This is a genomic window from Candidatus Margulisiibacteriota bacterium, from assembly GCA_041658645.1.
Classification (GTDB): domain Bacteria; phylum Margulisbacteria; class WOR-1; order O2-12-FULL-45-9; family XYB2-FULL-48-7; genus JBAZZV01.
Window position 1 is genome coordinate 1 of record JBAZZV010000014.1, and the last position, 20187, is coordinate 20187.

Below are 20187 nucleotides of genomic sequence, written 5' to 3' on the forward strand. Positions count from 1 at the left end.
TAACTGTTCCTGTTACGTTGATCCCCGCGTTGGCAGTTAAAAGGCCGGTCATGGTGTCGCCGGCTTTCTGGACGTAGTTGCCCGGTGTCGCGGCGGTGGTCTGAATGGTTGTGTCGGGGAATTTGATCCCGCCGACCGTTGTTTCGATCGTCCCGGCGACGCTTAATTTTTGTCCGGGCTCTGCCGTGCCGATGCCGACGTTGCCGGTGTTATTTACCACAAATAAAGACGTATGGGCCCCGTTACCATTACCAGCTGAATTAGTCCCTACATCTAACAATAAATTTGGTCCTGAACCCATACCTTGAAGATACGGAGTTACGCGAAGAGCAGAAAAACCAGCCGATCCAGACTGATTGACAGTTGGCACAATCTGATATGGTATCTGAATCCCCGAAGCGTCATCAAAAGTACGGTTAATAAATTTCATTCCCGCGTTATTGTTACTAGTAGTCCAATTGGATGCCGAAATACCTGAAACATAAATCGTTCCATTGCTGGCCCCAAGGTAAATTTGACTTCCAAGTGCCAGGTTACTGTCGCTTTTAATGGTTGCCGCTGCGGACCTATAAAGATTGGCTGAAGTATCAGTGCCGAATTGAATGCCATTTGCCGTCGTAGTCGGTGTGCCAGAGCCAATATTAAGTAAAGTAGCCGGACTCGTTGTCCCGACGCCGACGTTGCCGGCCTTGGAGATATAGAGCGCTTCGCGAGTGTTCGAATCGGTCCTTATCCGTAAGGCGGAATCCGCTGTCCCAGCGTCTATGGAGAGCGTCCCGGTCATGGTATCGCCGGCTTTGAGGACTTTCGTTGTGTCGGAAACGTTGGTCAGGCCCGAGCCATTGCCGGAGAAAGCTCCCGCTGTAACCGTGCCGGTGGTGTTGATGGCTACGCTGCTGCCGGCGCCGCCGATAGTGCCGGAAGTAATTGCCCCTCCGGAAACTTTACCGGCGGTAGTAATCGTAGCCAAATTAGAATCGGGGAGGGAGCCGGTAACTTTGGTGGTTAAGTCAACGGCATTGGCGGCAATTGCCGTGGAGGTAACGGCATTGGCGGCAATAGCATCGCTGGTAATTGCGCCGGTTGCCATTTTAGCTGCGGTTATCTTGCCCGTGCCGATGGTTGGACTGGGATAGGTGCCGGTTAAATCGCCCCCGGCATTGCCTGAAGGAGCGACATTAGTTAAAGCGGAGCCATTGCCGGAGAAAGCAGTCGCGGTAACTGTTCCTGTTACGTTGATCCCCGCGTTGGCAGTTAAAAGGCCGGTCATGGTGTCGCCGGCTTTCTGGACGTAGTTGCCCGGTGTCGCGGCGGTGGTCTGAATGGTTGTGTCGGGGAATTTGATCCCGCCGACCGTTGTTTCGATCGTCCCGGTCACGGTCAGTTTTTGTCCCGGAGTAGAGGTTCCGATGCCGACGTTGCCGCCCTGAATAACCCTTATAGCGTCAACCCATGCAGTATTGCCCGCATTTCTTGTGTTAAGTGTAATATATCCGCTTCCACCATCATCATCAGAATATAATGTTAAATTAGTAGAACCTCCTAAATATGCCGCTTCTCCGATGTTATTTCCAGCTATGTCTAAACTACCCCTAAAAATTGATGTCCCGTTAACATCTAACTTTGCCCCCGGATTCGTCGTCCCGAGGCCGACGTTGCCGGCCTTGGCAATATACAGTGCCTCGCGGGTGTTCGAATCGGTCCTTATCCGCAGGGCGGGTTCCGCTGTCCCGGCGTCTATAGACATCGTGCCGGTCATGGTGTCGCCGGCTTTGAGGACTCTCGAAGTGTCTGAAACATTAGTTAGAGCTGAACCATTGCCGGAGAAAGCTCCGGCGGTAACGGTGCCGGTGGTATTGATGGCTACGCTGCTGCCGGCGCCGCCGATGGTGCCAGAGTTAATTGCGCCTCCGGAAACTTTGCCGGCGGTGGTGATCGTGGCAAGTCTTGCCTCCGCTATCGTGCCGGCAGTGACGGCTTCGCCGGTTATGGCGTTGGTAGAGTCTAAAGTTTTATTAGTTAGTGTCTGCGTATTGGTAGTACCGACAACGGCGCCTGTGGCTCCGTGAGTCGCGGTAGCGCTGGTGTGAGTCGTCAGATCGGAAGAACTTGCGGCGCCGACATCGGAAGCGACCGCGCCTGATTTACTGATCTTGCTCCAGGCGATGGCGGCATTGCTCGCGACGCTGTTGTCAGTTACCGCGCCGGCGGCGAGAGCGTCGTTGGTGACTGAACCGGTGGCCATCTTGGCAGCGGTTATCTTGCCGGCGCCGATAGTCGGGCCGGGATAAGTGCCGGTCAGATCGCCGCCGGCGTTGCCGGAGGGAGCGACGTTAGTTAAGGCGGAACCATTGCCGGAGAAAGCTCCGGCGGTGATGATGCCGGTGGTGTTGATGGCTACGCTGCTGCCGGCGCCGCCGATCGTGCCGGAAGTAATGGCGCCTCCGGAAACTTTACCGGCGGTTGTTATTGTAGCCAGGTTAGAATCGGGAAGTGAACCGGTAACTTTGGTAGTTAAGTCAACGGCGCTGTTGGCAATAGCTGTTGAAGTAACGGCATTAGCGGCGATAGCATCACTGGTAATTGCGCCGGTCGCCATCTTGGCCGCCGTTATTTTGCCGGCATCAATTGTCGGATTGGGGTAAGTGCCGGTTAGATCACCACCGGCATTGCCGAAAGGAGGAACGTTGGTTAGAGCGGAACCGTTGCCGGAGAAAGCAGTCGCGGTAACTGTTCCCGTTACGTTGATCCCGGCGTTGGCAGTTAAAAGGCCGGTCATGGTGTCGCCGGCTTTAAGGACTTTTGTATTATCCGTTCCGGTGACATTGGTTAAACCGGCGCCGTTGCCGGAGAAAGCTCCGGCGGTGATGGTGCCGGTGGTATTGATGGCTACGCTGCTGCCAGCGCCGCCGATAGTGCCGGAGTTAATTGCGCCTCCGGAAACTTTACCAGCGGTGGTGATCGTGGCAAGTCTTGCCTCCGCTATCGTGCCGGCAGTGACGGCTTCGCCGGTTATGGCGTTGGTAGAGTCTAAAGTTTTATTAGTTAGTGTCTGCGTATTGGTAGTACCGACAACGGCGCCTGTGGCTCCGTGAGTCGCGGTAGCGCTGGTGTGGGTCGTCAAATCGGAAGAAGAAGCGGCGCCGACATCACCGGCCACTGCTCCACTCTTGCTGATCTTACTCCAGGCGATAGCGGCGGAATTGTTGACATTGGCGTTAAGGATAGCGCCGTCGGCAATGGCATCGCTGGTGATTGAGCTGGTGGCCATTTTGGCGGCGGTTATCTTGCCAGCACCGATGGTCGGGCTAGGATAGGTGCCGGTTAGATCGCCGCCCGCGTTGCCGGAAGGAGCGACGTTGGACAAAGCGGAACCATCACCGACAAAAGCTCCGGCGGTAACGGTGCCGGTGGTGTTGATATTTATACCACTGGCCAAATTTGAACCAATAATTTTACCACTGCCGATTGATGGGCCGGGGTATGTTCCGGTTAAGTCGCCACTAGCGGAACCAGCAGGCGGGACATTAGTTAATGTGGAACCGTTGCCAGAAAAAGCAGTTGCGGTAACTGTCCCTGTTACGTTGATCCCGGCGTTAGCAGTTAAAAGACCGGTCATGGTGTCACCGGCTTTGAGAACTTTTGTGCTATCCGTTCCGGTAATATTTGTTAAACCCGAACCATTGCCGGAGAAAGCTCCCGCGGTAACAGTGCCGGTGGTATTAATCGCCGTTGATCCCCCTATCGTGCCGGAAGTGATGGCGCCGCCGGAAACTTTGCCGGGAGTTGTAATCGTGGCTAAATTGGAATTAGGCAACTCTCCCGTTACCTGCGAAGTAAGATTGACTTTATTGGTGGTGGTTGAAACTGTATTCCAATCCTGTGTGCCGGTATGGTTGGCTCGGCTTAAGTAATAACTGCCGGGCTGGCTTTCAAGAGAAGTCGCATTTGAAGCGGTAACATTTGTTAAACCGGAGCCGTTGCCAGAAAAAGCAGTTGCGGTAACTGTCCCTGTTACGTTGATCCCGGCGTTAGCAGTTAAAAGACCGGTCATGGTATCACCGGCTTTGAGGACTTTTGTATTATCCGTTCCGGTGATGTTGGTTAGAGCCGAACCATTGCCGGAGAAAGCTCCCGCGGTAACAGTGCCGGTGGTGTTGATATTTATACCACTGGCCAAATTTGAACCAGTAACTTTCCCACTGCCGATTGATGGGCCGGGGTATGTTCCGGTTAAGTCGCCACTAGCGGAACCAGCAGGCGGGACATTAGTTAATGTGGAACCGTTGCCAGAGAAAGCAGTTGCGGTAACTGTTCCCGTTACGTTGATCCCGGCGTTAGCAGTTAAAAGACCGGTCATGGTATCACCGGCTTTGAGGACTTTTGTATTATCCGTTCCGGTGATGTTGGTTAGAGCCGAACCATTGCCGGAGAAAGCTCCCGCGGTAACAGTGCCGGTGGTGTCAATTGCCGTTGTGCCGCCGATGGTGCCGGAGATGGCACTGCCGGAAACTTTGCCGGGAGTTGTAATCGTGGCTAAATTGGAATTAGGCAACTCTCCCGTTACCTGCGAAGTAAGATTGACTTTATTGGTGGTGGTTGAAACTGTATTCCAATCCTGTGTGCCGGTATGGTTGGCTCGGCCCAAATAGTAACTGCCTGGCTGGCTTTCGAGCGAAGTCGCGTTGGAAGCGGTAATGCCGGTCAGCCCAGTGCCGCTGCCGGAGAAAGCGGCTGCGGTAACCGTGCCGGTGGTATTGATAGCTGTGCTTCCGCCGATCGTGCCGGAGGTGACGGCCCCGCCGGTTATTGAGTTGGTCGCGTCTAAAGTTTTATTGGTTAGGGTTTGCGTGTTGGTCGTGCCGACTACGGCTCCCGTCGCGCCGTGAGCAGTGGTCCCTCCCGTGTGAGTTGATAGATCGGCAGAGGAGGCGGCGCCGACTTCGGACGCCGTTGCTCCCGCTTTATTGATCTTGCTCCAAGCGATGCCGGCGGCGGCCGCGACATTGGTATCGGTTATCTTGCCGGCGGCGATCGTTGGAGCGGGATAATTGCCGGTCAGGTCGCCGCCGGCTTCCCCCGAGGGTGTTGAAATTATCCCGGTAATGGCGGAACCGTTGCCCGAAAAGGCGGCGGCGGTAACGGTGCCGGTGGTATCGATGGCGGCATTACCGATAGTGCCGGAGGTGATGGCACTGCCGGAAACTTTACCGGGGGTAGTGATCGTGGCCAAGTTGGAATTGGGGAGGGTATTGGTTACCTGCGAAGCCAGATCAACTTTATAAGCGGCAGTAGAGACGGTATTCCAATCCTGCGAGCCGGTGTGATTGGTTCTGCTCAAGTAGTAACTGCCGGGCTGGCTTTCCAGAGAAGTCGCGTTGGAAGCGGTAATGCCGGTCAGCCCAGCGCCACTGCCGGAAAAAGCCGCGGCGGTGACGGTGCCCGTCGCCGTTATCGCCTCCATCGTCGTCGTGCCGGTAAATGTCTTATTGGAGAAGGTTTGCGCGCCGGCCAGCGTCGCGACGGTCGCGTCGATCGAGAGCGTGCCGGACGAAGTGATCGGCCCGCCGGTCAAGCCGGTGCCGGCGTCGATCTGGATGACCGTCCCTCCGCCGCCCGCGGCTGCCCAGGATGGATTGGCGGCTGTGCCGCCGGTTTGCAGTACCTGCCCGGCAGTTCCCGCCGGCAATCTTGTCCAATTTGTGCCGTCGTAATAGATCACATCGCCTTTAGCCTGGCTGCCGATCACTAGATTGCCGATACCCAGGCCGGTCAATCCGGCGGCGCCGCCCGAAAAAGCCCCCGCTGTTAGCGTGCCGGTCAGCGCGATATTCTGGTCCATTTTCACGCTGGTGACAGCGGCATCGGCCAATTTTTCCGTTGTGATGCTCCCCGCGCCGATAGTCACGCCGCCGGAGATCCCGGTTAACCTCGACCCGTCGCCGATAAAATAATTCGCGGCAACGTTCCCCTCAACGGTTAATAAGCCGGTGATCCGGCCGCCGGTGACGGAAACAAAATCAGCCGGATAGTTGCCGCCGACCGTGTCGGCATCGGCCGACCGGAAAGAAAAGGGCGAGGTCACAACTTGCGTACGGGGGCTCATTTTTTCACCATCCACGGTTATTTCCAGGTATCTATCCGCCCCGGAGAAGATCCCGGAGCTGATCGGATCGCCCTGACTGCCCAGGATGACGGAGAAGACGCCGCTCGCTTCGGGCGTAATGTAATAGGTGGAAGAAGTCCATAAAATACTGCCGGAAGTTTGCGAATCGTGGATCTTAAAGCTCATCGTTCTGGTGGAGGTGACGGGGGTGCCGAGAGAGTCGACCAGCCGGCCTTCGTAATTCAGGCGGCCGGGCACGGCGGCCTGTGCCGGCCCCCCGCCAAAAATGCCAAGAAAAATAATTATCAAAAAGAAACCAAGAATAGTCGAGAAAATATTTTTTCTCATAACCGGTTCCTCTTTGCTGCTTTCATTTTCTGAAAGTACAGATACATCTTTCTTAGTATAATACTAATATATTGAATTTGCCAGGGGTATTTTTTGTGTTTTTCCGGCAACCCCCCCCCCCCCTTATTAAGGGGGGGGGCTTATTGACAATATGAATAGAGAGTTATAATATCAATGCTAAGAGTTTCTGATTATAATGGTGTAAGAGATCTCTCAAGGAGGCAAATCATGAAAACCGGGTTACGCCCTTTTAGTATCTTTTTCACCAGTTTATTTCTGGTAATTATCACTTCAGCCGGCTGGTCTTCGGTCCCGACAAAAATAGCTTATGAGGGAAGACTGGTCGATCCCTCCGGCAATCCGATCACGACGGCAAAAAACGTCAGCTTCAGCATTTTTGACGCCGCGACTGCCGGCAGTCTGGTCTGGGGGCCGGAAAGCCAAAGCGTGACCCCCGACAGCCAGGGCGTTTTCAGCGTCCTGCTGGGAGCTACGACCGCAGTTTCTCCCGAGGTATTCAATTCTTCTTCGCGCTATCTGGAAATATCTATCGCGGGAGAAACACTAACTCCCCGCGTACAGTTAGTTTCCGTCGGTTATGCCTTTAAGACCGCGTTGGCTCAAGGTGTTGAGGACGGGACAATTACCCGCGCTAAAGCTGCCTCCGGACAATTTGTTAAACAAATTGTGGCCGGCTCGGGGATCGGCGTTTCGGGAGACGAAGGGAGCGGCACCGGGGTGGTGACTTTGACCGCGACCGGGACCGGCGGCGGGACCGTCAGCCAGGTCGATACAGGCACTGGTTTAACCGGCGGCCCGGTAACGACGGCCGGGACGATCTCGCTTGTTGTACCGGTTCTGGAGGCGAATGGCGGAACAAATCAAAGCACTTATGCGACCGGCGATATTCTCTACGCTTCAAGTTCAAATACGCTGGCCAAACTGCCGGTCGGCTCGGCGGGTCAGATATTAAAAGTGAGCGGAGGAACTCCTTCCTGGGGTTCAGCCGGCGGAACGGGAACGGTTACCCAGGTTGATACAGGCACGGGCTTGACCGGCGGTCCGGTGACGACGACCGGCACGATTTCCGTTGATGCGGGAACGACAGCCAACAAAATAGTTCAATTGGATAGTTCTGCCAAACTGCCGGCGGTTGACGGCTCGGCCCTGACGGGACTGACTAAAACTCAAGTCGGGCTAAGCAATGTGCAGAATGTCGATACGACCAATGCCGGCAATATTTCCAGCGGAACTATGGTTGAAGCGAGGGGCGGGACCAACCAAAGTAGTTACGCGACGGGGGATATACTTTACGCTTCCGGTGCGAACACTTTAGCCAAGTTGCCGGTCGGCACGGCCGGGCAGGTTTTAAAGGTCAGCGGCGGTATTCCGGCGTGGGCCACGGCCGGCGGAACAGGAACAGTTACTCAAGTTGATACCGGCACTGGCTTAACCGGCGGCCCGGTTACGGCAACCGGGGTAATTTCTGTCGACGCGGGGACAACGGCCAATAAAATAGTTCAACTGGATGCTTCCGCCAAGCTGCCGGCCGTTGACGGCTCGTCTCTGACGGGACTGACCAAAACACAGGTCGGACTTGGCAATGTTCAAAATGTTGATACGACCAATGCCGGCAATATTTCCAGCGGAACTTTGGGCTTAGCACGAGGCGGTTTGGGGAGTGATACGTCGGCTTCAACGCAGGGAAGCGTTCTATATAATAATGGCAGTGCGTGGGTAGCGCTTGGGCCAGGGACATCGGGACAAGTCCTGCAGACACAGGGCGCGTCGGCCAATCCGCAATGGGCATCGGCCGCCACCGGTTCGGTCACCAGTGTCGGAACGGGGAACGGCTTAACCGGCGGCCCGATCACGGCAACCGGGGTAATTTCCGTCGATGCGGGAACAACGGCCAATAAAATAGTCCAGCTCGATTCTTCCGCCAAATTGCCGGCGGTTGACGGGTCGGCTTTGACGGGACTAACGAAGACACAGGTTAGCTTAGGCAACGTGCAGAATGTTGATCAGACGAATGCGGCTAATATCACGAGCGGAACAATAGCAACAGCCAGATTAGGGTCGGGATCGGCCAGCAGTGCCAACTTTCTGCGAGGGGATCAAACCTGGGCGGCTGGCAACAATGGAACCGTGACGCAGGTTGATACCGGAACGGGGCTAACCGGCGGACCGATCACCTCGACCGGCACATTAGCAGTCAACGTCGGTACCGGGGCCAATCAGATCGTTCAATTGGATCCTTCGGCCAAACTGCCGGCAGTGGATGGTTCAGCTCTCACCGGCTTGACCAAGGGTCAGATCAATCTTGGTAATGTCGCTAACGTTGATACGACCAATGCTTCTAATCTTTCTTCTGGGACATTATCAGACGCCAGATTATCAACCAATGTCGTGACGCTCGACGCTGCTCAAACTCTGGTCAATAAAACGATATCGGGCGCGAGCAATACGCTGACCAATCTTGGAGTCGCCAATCTTACTATTGCCAGCCAGGCGCAAGGTGACGTTATCTATTATAACGGTTCGAATTGGACCAGATTGCCTGCAGGATCATCCGGGCAGGTTCTTCAGACGCAGGGCGGGTCGGCCAATCCGCAATGGGCATCGGCCGCCACCGGTTCGGTCACCAGTGTCGGAACGGGGAACGGCTTAGTCGGCGGCCCGATCACGGCAACCGGGGTAATTTCCGTCGATGCGGGAACAACGGCCAATAAAATAATCCAGCTCGATTCTTCCGCCAAATTGCCGGCGGTTGACGGGTCCGCATTAACTGGCTTAACTAAAACTCAGGTTGGGTTAGGCAATGTCCAAAATGTGGATCAAACCGACGCGGCCAATATTACCAGCGGAACTTTGGCCCTAGCGAGAGGCGGCACCAATGCGACTAGCTTTACTTCGAGTCAGCTGGTGAGAATGAATGCCGGAGGAACGGCGCTGGAAAGTTCGGGCAAGACTGTACCGACGGGAAATATCGTCGGCGACACCGACACACAGAATTTAACCAACAAAACTCTTGATTCGACCAACTCAATTACTGGTGAAGCGATCAAGACCGGGCTGGTTGGCACTGCCCGATTGGGATCTGGGACGGCGAATAACACGACTTTCCTGCGCGGCGACCAGACCTGGGCGGCGCCGGGCGGCAGCGGAACTGTTACTTCGGTTCAAGCGGGCAACGGGCTTATATCTTCGCCGAGCCCGATCACAACTACGGGAATTATGAGCGTTGATACAACTGTGGTGGTGGACCATACAAGCGCCCAATCTCTGTCCAATAAAACATTTACCGGCCCCACAACTATGGCCGCGGTAACGGCAACAACGCTATCTTCTTCGGGCCAGTACACAAATACGGTCGCGGTCGGAACGGCGCCGATCGTGATTACTTCGACCACCGAAGTGACAAATCTAAACGCGCAACTTACCCATGGCCTTTTTGTCCAATCGGGAACATCAACTTGCGGCAAAAATTCCACCGCGACCGTTACTTTGCCAATTGCTTACAGCCAGGCCACTTATGCGGTCGTCGTGTCGGTGGAAGATTCCAATTCAGGTGCTGTTATTATTGTTGATACCGCAACTGCTAAAACCTCTTCCGCTTTCACGGTGAAACGAAATAATACTGGAGCCGCGACCGACACTTTCGACTGGATCACCGTTGGGCCCAAATAGACGAAACTGATCGAATTAGTGAGTGTTTCAGGGTAAGAGTTGCGGGATAAAAGAGCTGTGAAAAACAAATTATTAATATTATTTCTTATAGTAGTTTTAACCGGATCGGCCCGGGCGGCCTCTTCCAGCGCCAGCTATAAAATCACGACAGGAATTTTTGACGCGGGAGCCGGCGCTATCAGTTCAACTTCCTATCACCTTTCGGGTAAAGCGCGCGAGCGGCAGATCGCGGTCCAATCGAGTTCTGCCTTTGCGCTTAATGGCGGTTTTCTGAAGAGCGCTTATTTTGGCGCGGTGACGCCGGTTCTGGCGCCGGTCGTGACCTCAATAGTGCCCAACAGCGCGCTCAATACGGGAACGGTCAATATCACGAACCTGGGCGGCGCTAATTTTGCGGCCGGCGCGTCGGTTAAATTGTCAAAGAGCGGACAGCCGGACATCAACGCGACCAATGTTGCCGTCGTTAGCGCCGTCAAGATCACCTGCACCCTCGATCTGACCGGCGCGGCTGGCGGGGCCTGGGACGTAACCGTGACCAATCCCGACGGGCGATCAGGCACTCTGCCGTCCGCCTTCACCGTAACTTTTGCGGCGCCGACGGTAAGCTCGATCACGCCGAAGTCGGGCGTCAATAATGCGGTCATCAGCATTACCAACCTGGCGGGAACTCATTTCCGTGCCGGCGTAAATGTTAAGCTATCAAAGTCGGGTGCAAGTGATATAATTGCCTCAAATATTGTGGTCGTATCATCGACGCAAATTAGCTGCCAATTTGACCTGATTGGTAAAACCGCTGGTTTCTGGGATGTCATTGTTGTAAACGACGACAGCCAGAGCGGGACTCTAACGCAGGGCTTTGCGGTCGAGACGCCGGTCATCATGGTCACCAAGCCGATCGAGAGCTCCCAGCCGGTCTTTAATCCCTCGACGGGCTCGACGACTTTATCTTTCAGCCTGGGCCGGGCGACCGATGACCAGGGCAACCCGGCCACGATCATTATATATGTATACAATATTCGCGGCGAGCGGGTTTATCAGACGACATTTTTAGCTAAAGTCGGCGATAACAGTGTTGTCTGGGACGGCTTGACCGCCTTCAAGGCCTATGTTTCTTCGGGTGTTTACATTGTCCAGGTGATCGCGAAAACCGCGGACGGCAAAACGACCAAGATCAGCGAGATGAAATTAATAGTGACGAGATGAAATATATAATTTATTCTGTGATCGCAGCCTGCTGCCTGGAACTCGCGGCGTTCGGTGGGCCCGTGATCGGCTCGACCGATGACGCGATGACGATCGGCGGCGGCGCGCGGCCAATCGGCATGGGCCGAGCGCACACGGCGGTGGCCGAAGACGCCGACGCGTCATTCATTAATCCGGCCGGCCTGGCCGGCTTAAAAGGCCCGCAGGCCATGGCCATGTATACGAACCTGCTGCAGGATGTTTACTATCAGGAATTTTCCGGCGCGGTGCCGACCCCGTACGGGATATTTGGCCTCGGCTATATCACGACCGGCGTTAATAATATTGTCACCAAAGATACTCCTGTCCCGACCGATTATTACGATTCTCTGTTGTCCTTTTCTTACGCGACGCCGCTGGCCAATTTTTTCAACTACGGGAACAACGTTTTTGTCGGCGCGAATTACAAATTGTATAATCGCGGCTATACCGGCGGCCACAGCGATCTGGGGCAGGCGACCGGCTTCAGCGGTGATATCGGAGTAAAAGCAGTGGTTAATCCTCATTTGAGTTTTGGCCTTTGTCGGCAAAATTTCATTCCGGTCTCGATGGGCAGTGTGATCAGGTTGAGCAGCGGAGCGGAGGAATCGTTGGCCAGTATTACCAAGGTTGGCGCGGCCATTAAGCCGGTCCCTTGGCCGAAACTGCTGATCGCGGCGGATGCCGATCTGCCGGCCCAGACGGGACGGCCGGTCACCGAGCACATCGGCCTGGAGTGGAAAGAAAACCAATACATTACCTTTCGCGCCGGGCTGGACCAGAGCGTTGACCCGGCGACCGCTTCTCAAACCAGCTGGAATCCGTCTTTCGGGGCCTCATTAACCTACGGGGGAATGCGTGTTGACTATGCCTATCATCAGTATTATAATGACGCAAGTTTAGCAACTAATTATGTTTCGCTGTTTTATGTAGGCCAACCGTGGTTTGCCTTGAAAGGGACGGTTCAATAATTAATGAAGAATATTTATAATGCTCGGAAATCTTTGTTTATTCTTTTTTTATTAATTTTGTGTCCTTTTATCTCGATTGCCCAACCGTCCAGTCTGACAAATCCCACCGTTAACGCCCGAACCTACCTGCCGGGCGATTTTGTCCATGTTATTGTTCAGGCCCCGGTTGACACATCGCAGATCACCGCCATCATGCCCGACGGCACTCCGGTCACCTTGATCCAGGACCGCCGCACCAATGTCTGGCGCGGCCTCTGGCAGGTGCCGATCGATTTTAAAAAAGAGACCTACAGTGCCAACCTCACGGCCGTCGATGTCCAAGGCAACGTCTTCACGGGCCAGACGGATTATTTTTCCGTCGGCGAACTGGCTATGATCACGCTGGTCGGCAAGCCGACGCCCGAGGCGGCCCCGAAACCGCCTTTAAGGCAGATCATTACCGCGGAAGCGGCGCCGGCCACTGTCGCCGGGCAGGAAGAACTGATCTCGCTGATCAAAAAGATCATTACGCCGCCGGCCGGCGCGCCCGCGCCGGAGCTGACTCTCGCGACCAAAAACCGGCTGGTCGAGAGGAACCTGGCGGCGGGCAAAGAAGATATTCAGCAGGGCAAGTTATCCGAAGCGGCCGCTTTTTTCCGGATAGTTCTCTATCTGGCTCCCGATAATAAAGAGGCGGGGACTCTGCTGGCCGACACGCAGAACCGCCTGGCCGCCCAGAAAAAGATCCAGGCGGAGGGAGCAAGAAGATTTTATCTAATGATTGTTGCGATTATTTTCGCGGTACTCATTGTGTTGGCGGCGCTGATCTATTTTCTGATCAGGGCCATTCCGAGAGGAATTCCAACACAGGGAAAATCAGCTAAACTGCTGTCCGACAAAGAAAAAACGGCACTCTGGTTAAACCAGACCGGCTGGACAAAAAATCCCTTTTCGCTGCAGGCGATCCAGCAATTGTTCGCGGGTGAAAGCAAACTGGAACTCGACGGTTTGAAAAATTATCTTAAAACGAGGATTGAAGAAGCGGGGGGCAAAGGGTTTGATCCTTTTACCGACGCGGCGCTGGAAAAAGTTTACACACTGTCCAAAGGCAATCCCAAAACCGCCCTTAAGATCTGCGACTGGTCGGTCGGGCAGGCGATTCGCCGCAGCGAGTTTTCAATCACGGCCGAACTGGTCAAAGGCTATGAACTGATCGGCCTGACAAAGATCTTGATCGCCGATGACGAAGAAATAATCCGCAGCAGTCTGGACGCGATCTTGAGAAAAGGCGGCGGCTACGAGACCGACTTTGCCTTGGATGGAGAAGAAGCTTTAAAGAAAATCAAAGAGAATCTTTACGGTCTGGTCTTGCTGGACATCGAAATGCCGAAACTTGACGGTTACACTGTTTTAAAAGAAGCCAGAGCCCTGTATCCGGAACTGCCGATAATGTTTGTCACCGGCAAAGGCCGTCCGCAGAAGACGATCGAAAGCATGGCGCAGTATAATCTTAACGGTTACATCGAAAAACCGTTCACTCCGGAAAAAGTGCTCGATGTCGTCGCCAGAGTGATAAAAAAATAACCACGATTGTCAGGAATCGTGCCTGATCCTGATCGCCCGATTGACCACGTCCAGAACTTCATCGGCGGTAAAGGGCTTTTCTATAAAAGCATTCAACTTATGATGCGCGATGCTGTCCTCGATTTTTTTCACTTTGCCTTTGCCGGTTATAAAGATCACCGGCAGGTTCGGGTAAATTTTCCTCGCCCGGTTCAAAACTTCATAGCCGTCGATCTTGGGCATTTCCAGATCAAGGAGCAGGGCGTCATAAAGGTCGTTTCCGACCTTATTGAGAGCTTCCTTGCCGTCCAGGGCAAAATCGATTTCAAAGCCGCCCTTTTTTAAAATGCCTTCCAGGGAGGAACGGATTATCTCTTCATCGTCCGCGATCAATATTTTCATAATTCTCCTGTTGAATATAATAGCACTTTTTAGGCTCGAGGCAAATAGAAATAAAACCTCGAACCCTGGCCGACCGTACTTTCGACGCTGATACTGCCGCCCTGGGCCTCAACCGCTAACTTGCAGAAATAAAAACCCAGCCCGGGGCTGGTTTTGGCTTTTAACTGGGGATTCTCCGCCCTGAAATTTTTATTGAAAATTTTTGCCGCGTATTCTTTTGGAACGCCTTCGCCCGGGTGGATTATTTCAAACATAAAATGGTCTTTTTCTTGCTTCAGGTTGAGAGTGACCGCGCCCCCGCGCTCGGCCTGCTTGACGGCATTCAACAGAAGATCGGCGATGATCATCACCGTGAGTTCTTTGTCCGCCCGAACGCTTAAATTGCCGTCAACGTTTTCTTTTATGGTTTTGCTTTCTTTTTCCGCGAGCCGCCTTAACCAGGTCAATTCTTTCAGCAGTTCTCCGGCCGGGAAAGCGCTTTTAGCGACGGCCAGATCGCCTTTTTCCGCGTTGTTGATAAAACTGAGCTCCAGCAGGAGCAGCGCGAGCTTTTTAGCGCTGAAGTTGATATTTTCCAGATATTTTTTCTGTTCTGCGTTGATCGGCCCGAGCGTGTCGTCGAGAAATAAGCCGATCGAGCCGGTGATGCCGGAGAGGGGATTCTTGAGGTCGTGCAGGATCAAGTCATCGAGCATTTTTCTTCTCTAAAGCGGCTTTTATCTTGGCCATCAGGGTCGGTGGCTCGAACGGTTTTACAATAAAATCAAAGCCCCCCAGTTTTAATAATTCTTCGGCGGTCTTGGGGGAGGCGCTGGCGCTTAGTACGATCACGGGAATGCCGCGGGTTTGATCGGATTTTTTCAGCTCTTCAATGACTTTGCGCCCGTCCATTTTGGGCATCATAAGATCAAGGATGATGAGGTCCGGGCGGTTTGCTTGCGCGGCTTTCAGGCCCTCCTCGCCGTCAAAGGCGGTTATCACCTCGTAGCCCCCGGTTTTTCTAAGCCGCAGGGAAAGCATTTCCACAAATTCCGGCTCGTCGTCCATCAATAATATCTTAGCCATTTTATTCCCCCTTCGGCAGTGTAAAAGTGAATTTTGTTCCTTTGCCCGGTTCGGATTCGACCCAGACCTTCCCCTTGTGCAATTCAACCAGTTTTTTGACTATATAAAGTCCGAGCCCGGTCCCTTTTTCCCCCGGGCCCGTGCCCCGGCCGAACTGCTCGAATTTGCTGAAAGCTTTGGGCAGATCGGTTTGGGATATCCCTCGCCCGCTGTCCGCGACACTGCACTCGATCCGGTCGGCCTTATCAAGCATCGAAACTTCAATATAGCCTTTCTCGGTGAATTTGAGCGCGTTCCCGACCAGGTTCACAAAGATCTCCATCAATTTATCCCTGTCCGCGGAAAGCATGACTTTTTCGGAAGGAATGTTTCCGCGCAGTTCGAGCCCCTTATCTTTTGCCGACGGGCTGAAGTTTGAAACAACCTCCCTTCCCAGATCGGCGATATTGAAAAGTTCTTTTTTAAGCTCAACTTTGCCGCCCTCCAGGCGGGAAATATCCAGGATGCTGTTGATGATGCGGGCCAGGCGGTCAACATTGCGCAAAACGATCGTTAAGGATTTTTTCTGGTCTTCTTCGATTTTGCCGTACAGGCCTTCAACCGTCAGGGAGATCCCTTCCTTAATAATTGACAGGGGGGTCCGCAGTTCATGGGAAACCGTGCTCACAAATTCATTTTGCATCCGTTCGACGCGCCGGGTATCGGTAATGTCACGGAAGACCAGGATAACGCCGATCACATTGCCCTGCCGGTCGTGGATCGGGGCGGCGCTGTCGGCAATGGGAATTTCTCTCCCGTCCTGGCTGATAAGCATGGTATGGTTGGCCAGTCCGGTGATTTCTCCCAGCTTCAACACTTTCGCTATCGGGTCTGCGCAGGGCAAACGGGTCTCTTCGTTGACGATCTTGAAAACTTCTGAAGCGTTTTTCCCCAGCGCCTCTGCTTCACTCCAGCCGGTAAGCTCCTCCCCGACTTTATTAAGGATCATTACTTTTCCTTTATTATCCGTGGCGATAAGCCCGTCTCCGATACTGTGTAGGGAGACCAGCAGGCGCTCTTTTTCGGTAAAAATGATTTCTTCTGCCTGCTTGCGTTCGGTGATGTCGCGGAAGTACCAGATCCGGCCGTAATATTTGCCGTTCGCGCCGGTTAAAGGAGAAGAGTAGCGGTCAAAAAACCTGCCGTCCTTGAATTCTATCTCATCCCGGCTTTTTTCGTCCCTGTGAGCGTAAAGATATTTTACTTTATTAATGAATTCATCGGGATCCTTTAACTGGCCCATGACATGCTGAAGCATTTTTTCGTCATTCTTTGCGTCCAATATCTCCCGGGGGATCTTCCACATTTCACCAAAACGTTTGTTGAATAAAATGGATTTTCCGTTGTCGTCTATCGCTAAAATTCCGTCAATTGATGCTTCGGATTGCGCTTCTAAAAGGGTGGTTTTCAATAAAAGTTTTTCCTCGTCCTGCTTGCGCTCGGTGACGTCCCTAAATGAGTTGACAACCCCCTTTATCTGGCCGTCGGTTTTAATGAAACGGGTGCCCACTTCCATAAAAACCTTGCTCCCGTTTTTGTGCTTCAACTCCAGCTCGATTATTGTCTTGGGTTCCCCGGTAAAGATCGTTTCAGTGAAAAGCTTTACTATCTGGGGCACATCTTTCAGCTGAAGGATTCCCAGATCAACAAATTTTTTCCCCACTAGCTCCTCCGGCAAATAACCCAGAATATCCGTGATCCTTCTGTTGACGTCGACCATTTTGCCGTGAGTGTCCACATAGGTGATGATGTCATTGGAGTTTTCAAATAAATCCCGCAGTTTTTCTTCCATCTTCTTGCGCTCGGTGGTTTCATGAAAGAACCCCGTTAAATATGCCTTCCCGGCAAGTGTAACGGCTGCCGCGTTAACGTCGGCATAGAAAACACTGCCGTCTTTTCTTTTGACCGGGAGATCCCTGGTCAAGCTAAATTCTCCTTTGGCCTGCCTTTCAAACTGATCGATAACATAAGGGATGTCTTTTTCGGGATGGATATCCATGACCCCTAAATTTTTGATTTCCTCCGGGCTGTAGCCGAGCATCCGGCAAATTGCTTGATTGCCCATGAGAAATTTCTTTTTTTCCGGATCGGCCAGCAAGATTCCATCCCCCGCGCTGTCGAATACGACCCTGAATTTTTTTTCAGCTTCTCTTATCTTCTCCTCCGCCTGCTTGCGCTCGGTGATGTCGACTGTAAAGCCGGCAAGATAATCAGGTTTTCCTTCCCGATGAATTGGAAATTTTATTGTTGAATAAAACCGGCCATTCAATTCTTCTTCAATTTCAATCGGTTTGCCTTCTTTTAAAACTCTCATGTCATCCGCAACCATGCTTTTCGAAAGATCCGACGGGAAAAGGTCCTCCATGTTTTTACCAAGCAATTCATTGAGTGGCCTGCCTAACATCTTCTCATAATTAGCGCTCAATCGAATTGCCCTGATATTTTCATCTTTAAAGAATACATAAACCGGACTGCGCTTCATGAACTGGCTGAAAATATCTTCGCTCTCCAGCAGTGCATCCTCGCTCCGGCGCAATTGTGCGGTTACCAGGCGCGAGAAATAAGGAAGGATAAGTATGACGATAGCCGAAAAAATTAAAATTACTATGAACATGGAGCCAAACAGCGCGTAGGCCGGAGCGCACACTTCATCGCGATCCATTTTAACCACTAAACCCCAATCAACTTTAGCGATGTAGCGGGTTACGCCTAAAACGGGCTTTCCGCGGTAATCCAAATAATCGCTAAAGGTTCGTTCTTTCTTTTGCAAAGCATGGGTAATTGCTATCTGGGTATCATTTTTGGGAATTCTTACTTTATTGGCGGCCTGTGGATCCAGCCGGGTAGGGGCGATAAATACCGCGTCGCCGTTCGCATCCCTTTTTGCCAGGATGATCTCACCGGTTTTACCCAGTCCGGAATAATCCTTGATAATATATGAAAATAAGTCATCAGAATGTTTGTCCAACTCGTGTTCAATTTGGTTCTTTTGGATATCGGCTATGCCTTGAAGATGATTGATGGTTTCTTGAACCAGGAGATTGCTGGTAAAATAAATGCCGATCAAGCTTATGGTAATTAAAGTAACAAAAAAGACGGAAAAAAGCGCGATATTAAGTTTGGTCTCGGTTTTCATAGCTGAAATTATATAGCGGGAAAGATTGAAAGGCAAGCAGGAATCGGTTAAAATTAGAGCCTGACGCCAGATGATGAAAGCAGGGGAGAGATAGTAATCGCCACTCAACTTAAGGACGAAGTCTCGGTAGTTCTGTCCGGCGAAGCGGGCCAAGGGGTCCAGGCTGTTGAGCGCCTGCTGACCCGCGTCATTAAACAGGCCGGCTATCACGTTTTTGCCGCCAAAGAGTACATGTCGCGGGTCCGCGGCGGGACAAATTCAACCAGCTTCAGGATCAGCTCGCGCCGGGTCGACGCTTTTATTGACCGGATCGACCTGCTGATCCAGTTGGACGACGGCCGGACCAAGCATCTGGCCAAAAGGATCTCGGCGGCTACGCTTGTTCTAGCGGCGGATATTTTCAACGCCAAGGCGCTCGAGCTCGGCAACAAGATCCTAGCTAATGTTGTGGCCGCGGGGGTGGTCGTCGGCCTCCTCCGGCTGGAGCCGGAACTGCTGACCGCTCAAGTCAAAAGTTATTTTGCTAAAAAGAGCGAAGAGCTGATCGGCCAAAATGTCGCCGCGGCCCTGGCCGGGATAGAGATCGGCCGTGACTTGTTAGCCAAAGGGACGATCGGGCTGGATCTCCAGCCCGACCCGGCGGTCCAGAACGATATTATCTTGAGCGGGGCGGAGGCGATCGCCCTGGGGGCGCTAGCCGGCGGCTGTAATTTTGTCGCGGCTTATCCGATGACCCCGTCGACCGGTATTTTCACCTACCTGGCCCAACACGCCGCGGAGTGCGGGCTGATCGCCGAGCAGGCGGAAGATGAGATCGCGGCGATCAACATGGCCCTGGGGGCCTGGTATGCCGGGGCCCGGGCGATCGTCGCCACGGCCGGCGGCGGTTTTGCCCTGATGGTCGAAGGGATCAGTTTGTCGGGGATGCTGGAAACGCCGGTAGTCGTCAGCTTGGGCCAGCGGCCCGCTCCGGCGACCGGTCTGCCGACCCGGACCGAGCAGGGTGACCTGAACTTTGCCCTCTATTCCGGGCACGGCGAATTCCCGCGGATCATCCTGGCGCCTGGATCTCTCGACGAAGCTTTTGATTTAAGCCAAAAAGCTTTTAACCTGGCGGATAAATTCCAGGTCCCGGTCATTATCTTGAGCGACCAATATCTGGCCGATTCCTACTATAATATCAAGCCCTTCGATCTGGCCGGGGTCCAGGTCGAGAACAATATCATCAAAACGGCCGAGGGTTACCAGCGTTATAAACTGACTGCTGATGGCCTCTCGCCGAGGGGGGTCCCTGGTTACGGCGACGGGTTGGTCGGGGTCGATAGCGACGAGCATGACGAAACCGGCCATATTACCGAAGATCTGGAGTTAAGGGCGAAGATGGTCGACAAACGCCTGGCCAAAATGGGCGAGATAATGAAAGCAGTTGTCCCGCCGCTCCTGATCGGCAGTGACAATTATCAGACCCTGGTCGTTGGTTGGGGGTCGAACCGGAATATTATTGCTGAAGCTTTAAAAGTGATCGGTGATGATAAGATCGCGTTTTTACATTTTAGCCAGGTTTATCCCCTGCCGCCGTCAACGCGGGAATATTTGGTTAAAGCTAAAAAAGTTATTTTGATCGAGAATAACGCGACCGGCCAATTTGGCCAGTTGATCAAACTGCA

The 20187-nt window shown here is 53.2% G+C and carries 10 protein-coding genes; 5 read left to right on the top strand and 5 right to left on the bottom strand.

Annotation, left to right across the window (positions count from 1 at the left end; genetic code table 11):
• On the bottom strand, positions 1 to 6454 hold a 6454-nt coding region (locus WC903_08750), incomplete at its 3' end, for a hypothetical protein (protein ID MFA5894032.1).
• 228 nt (positions 6455 to 6682) lie between these two features.
• On the opposite strand from WC903_08750, the gene WC903_08755 reads away from it, so the two are divergent.
• From WC903_08755 to WC903_08770, 4 genes are read left to right on the top strand one after another with little or no spacing between them, the layout of a single operon-like run.
• A complete protein-coding gene (locus tag WC903_08755) occupies positions 6683 to 10144 on the top strand; it encodes a hypothetical protein (GenBank protein MFA5894033.1) in 3462 nt (1153 codons plus the stop codon).
• A gap of 57 nt (positions 10145 to 10201) precedes the next feature.
• Positions 10202 to 11347, top strand: coding sequence for a hypothetical protein (locus tag WC903_08760; GenBank protein ID MFA5894034.1), 1146 nt, complete (start codon positions 10202 to 10204; stop codon positions 11345 to 11347).
• The gene (locus WC903_08765; protein MFA5894035.1) at positions 11344 to 12336 is read left to right on the top strand and encodes a hypothetical protein; all 993 of its coding nucleotides are present in this window, start codon (positions 11344 to 11346) and stop codon (positions 12334 to 12336) included. The genes WC903_08760 and WC903_08765 overlap by 4 nt, the downstream gene beginning before the upstream one ends.
• Before the next feature lie 57 nt (positions 12337 to 12393).
• On the top strand, positions 12394 to 13899 hold the full coding sequence (locus WC903_08770; protein ID MFA5894036.1) for a response regulator: 1506 nt from the start codon (positions 12394 to 12396) through the stop codon (positions 13897 to 13899).
• A gap of 9 nt (positions 13900 to 13908) precedes the next feature.
• Here the strand turns inward: WC903_08770 and WC903_08775 are convergent, their stop codons facing one another.
• Genes WC903_08775 through WC903_08790 form a run of 4 tightly spaced genes read right to left on the bottom strand, consistent with a single transcriptional unit; the run spans position 13909 to position 18730 of the window.
• Entirely contained in the window at positions 13909 to 14280 is a 372-nt protein-coding gene (locus WC903_08775; protein ID MFA5894037.1) for a response regulator, read from the bottom strand.
• Positions 14281 to 14309: 29 nt separating this feature from the next.
• Complete coding sequence (locus WC903_08780; GenBank protein MFA5894038.1) at positions 14310 to 14975, bottom strand: ATP-binding protein; 666 nt, start codon at positions 14973 to 14975, stop codon at positions 14310 to 14312.
• Positions 14965 to 15345, bottom strand: a complete 381-nt coding sequence (locus WC903_08785) for a response regulator (GenBank protein ID MFA5894039.1) — start codon at positions 15343 to 15345, stop codon at positions 14965 to 14967. The genes WC903_08780 and WC903_08785 overlap by 11 nt, the downstream gene beginning before the upstream one ends.
• 1 nt (position 15346) lies before the next feature.
• On the bottom strand, positions 15347 to 18730 hold the full coding sequence (locus WC903_08790; GenBank protein MFA5894040.1) for a PAS domain S-box protein: 3384 nt from the start codon (positions 18728 to 18730) through the stop codon (positions 15347 to 15349).
• On the opposite strand from WC903_08790, the gene WC903_08795 reads away from it, so the two are divergent.
• Positions 18698 to 20187 (top strand): 2-oxoacid:acceptor oxidoreductase subunit alpha (locus WC903_08795; protein MFA5894041.1); only part of this gene is annotated, 1490 nt, incomplete at its 3' end. The two genes, WC903_08790 and WC903_08795, sit on opposite strands and share 33 nt — an antisense overlap.

Coding starts and splice junctions, on each gene's coding strand:
- WC903_08755 (MFA5894033.1), top strand. CDS start 6,683: ATGAAAACCGGGTTACGCCCTTTTAGTATCTTTTTCACCAGTTTATTT.
- WC903_08765 (MFA5894035.1), top strand. CDS start 11,344: ATGAAATATATAATTTATTCTGTGATCGCAGCCTGCTGCCTGGAACTC.
- WC903_08780 (MFA5894038.1), bottom strand. CDS start 14,975: ATGCTCGATGACTTGATCCTGCACGACCTCAAGAATCCCCTCTCCGGC.
- WC903_08775 (MFA5894037.1), bottom strand. CDS start 14,280: ATGAAAATATTGATCGCGGACGATGAAGAGATAATCCGTTCCTCCCTG.
- WC903_08785 (MFA5894039.1), bottom strand. CDS start 15,345: ATGGCTAAGATATTATTGATGGACGACGAGCCGGAATTTGTGGAAATG.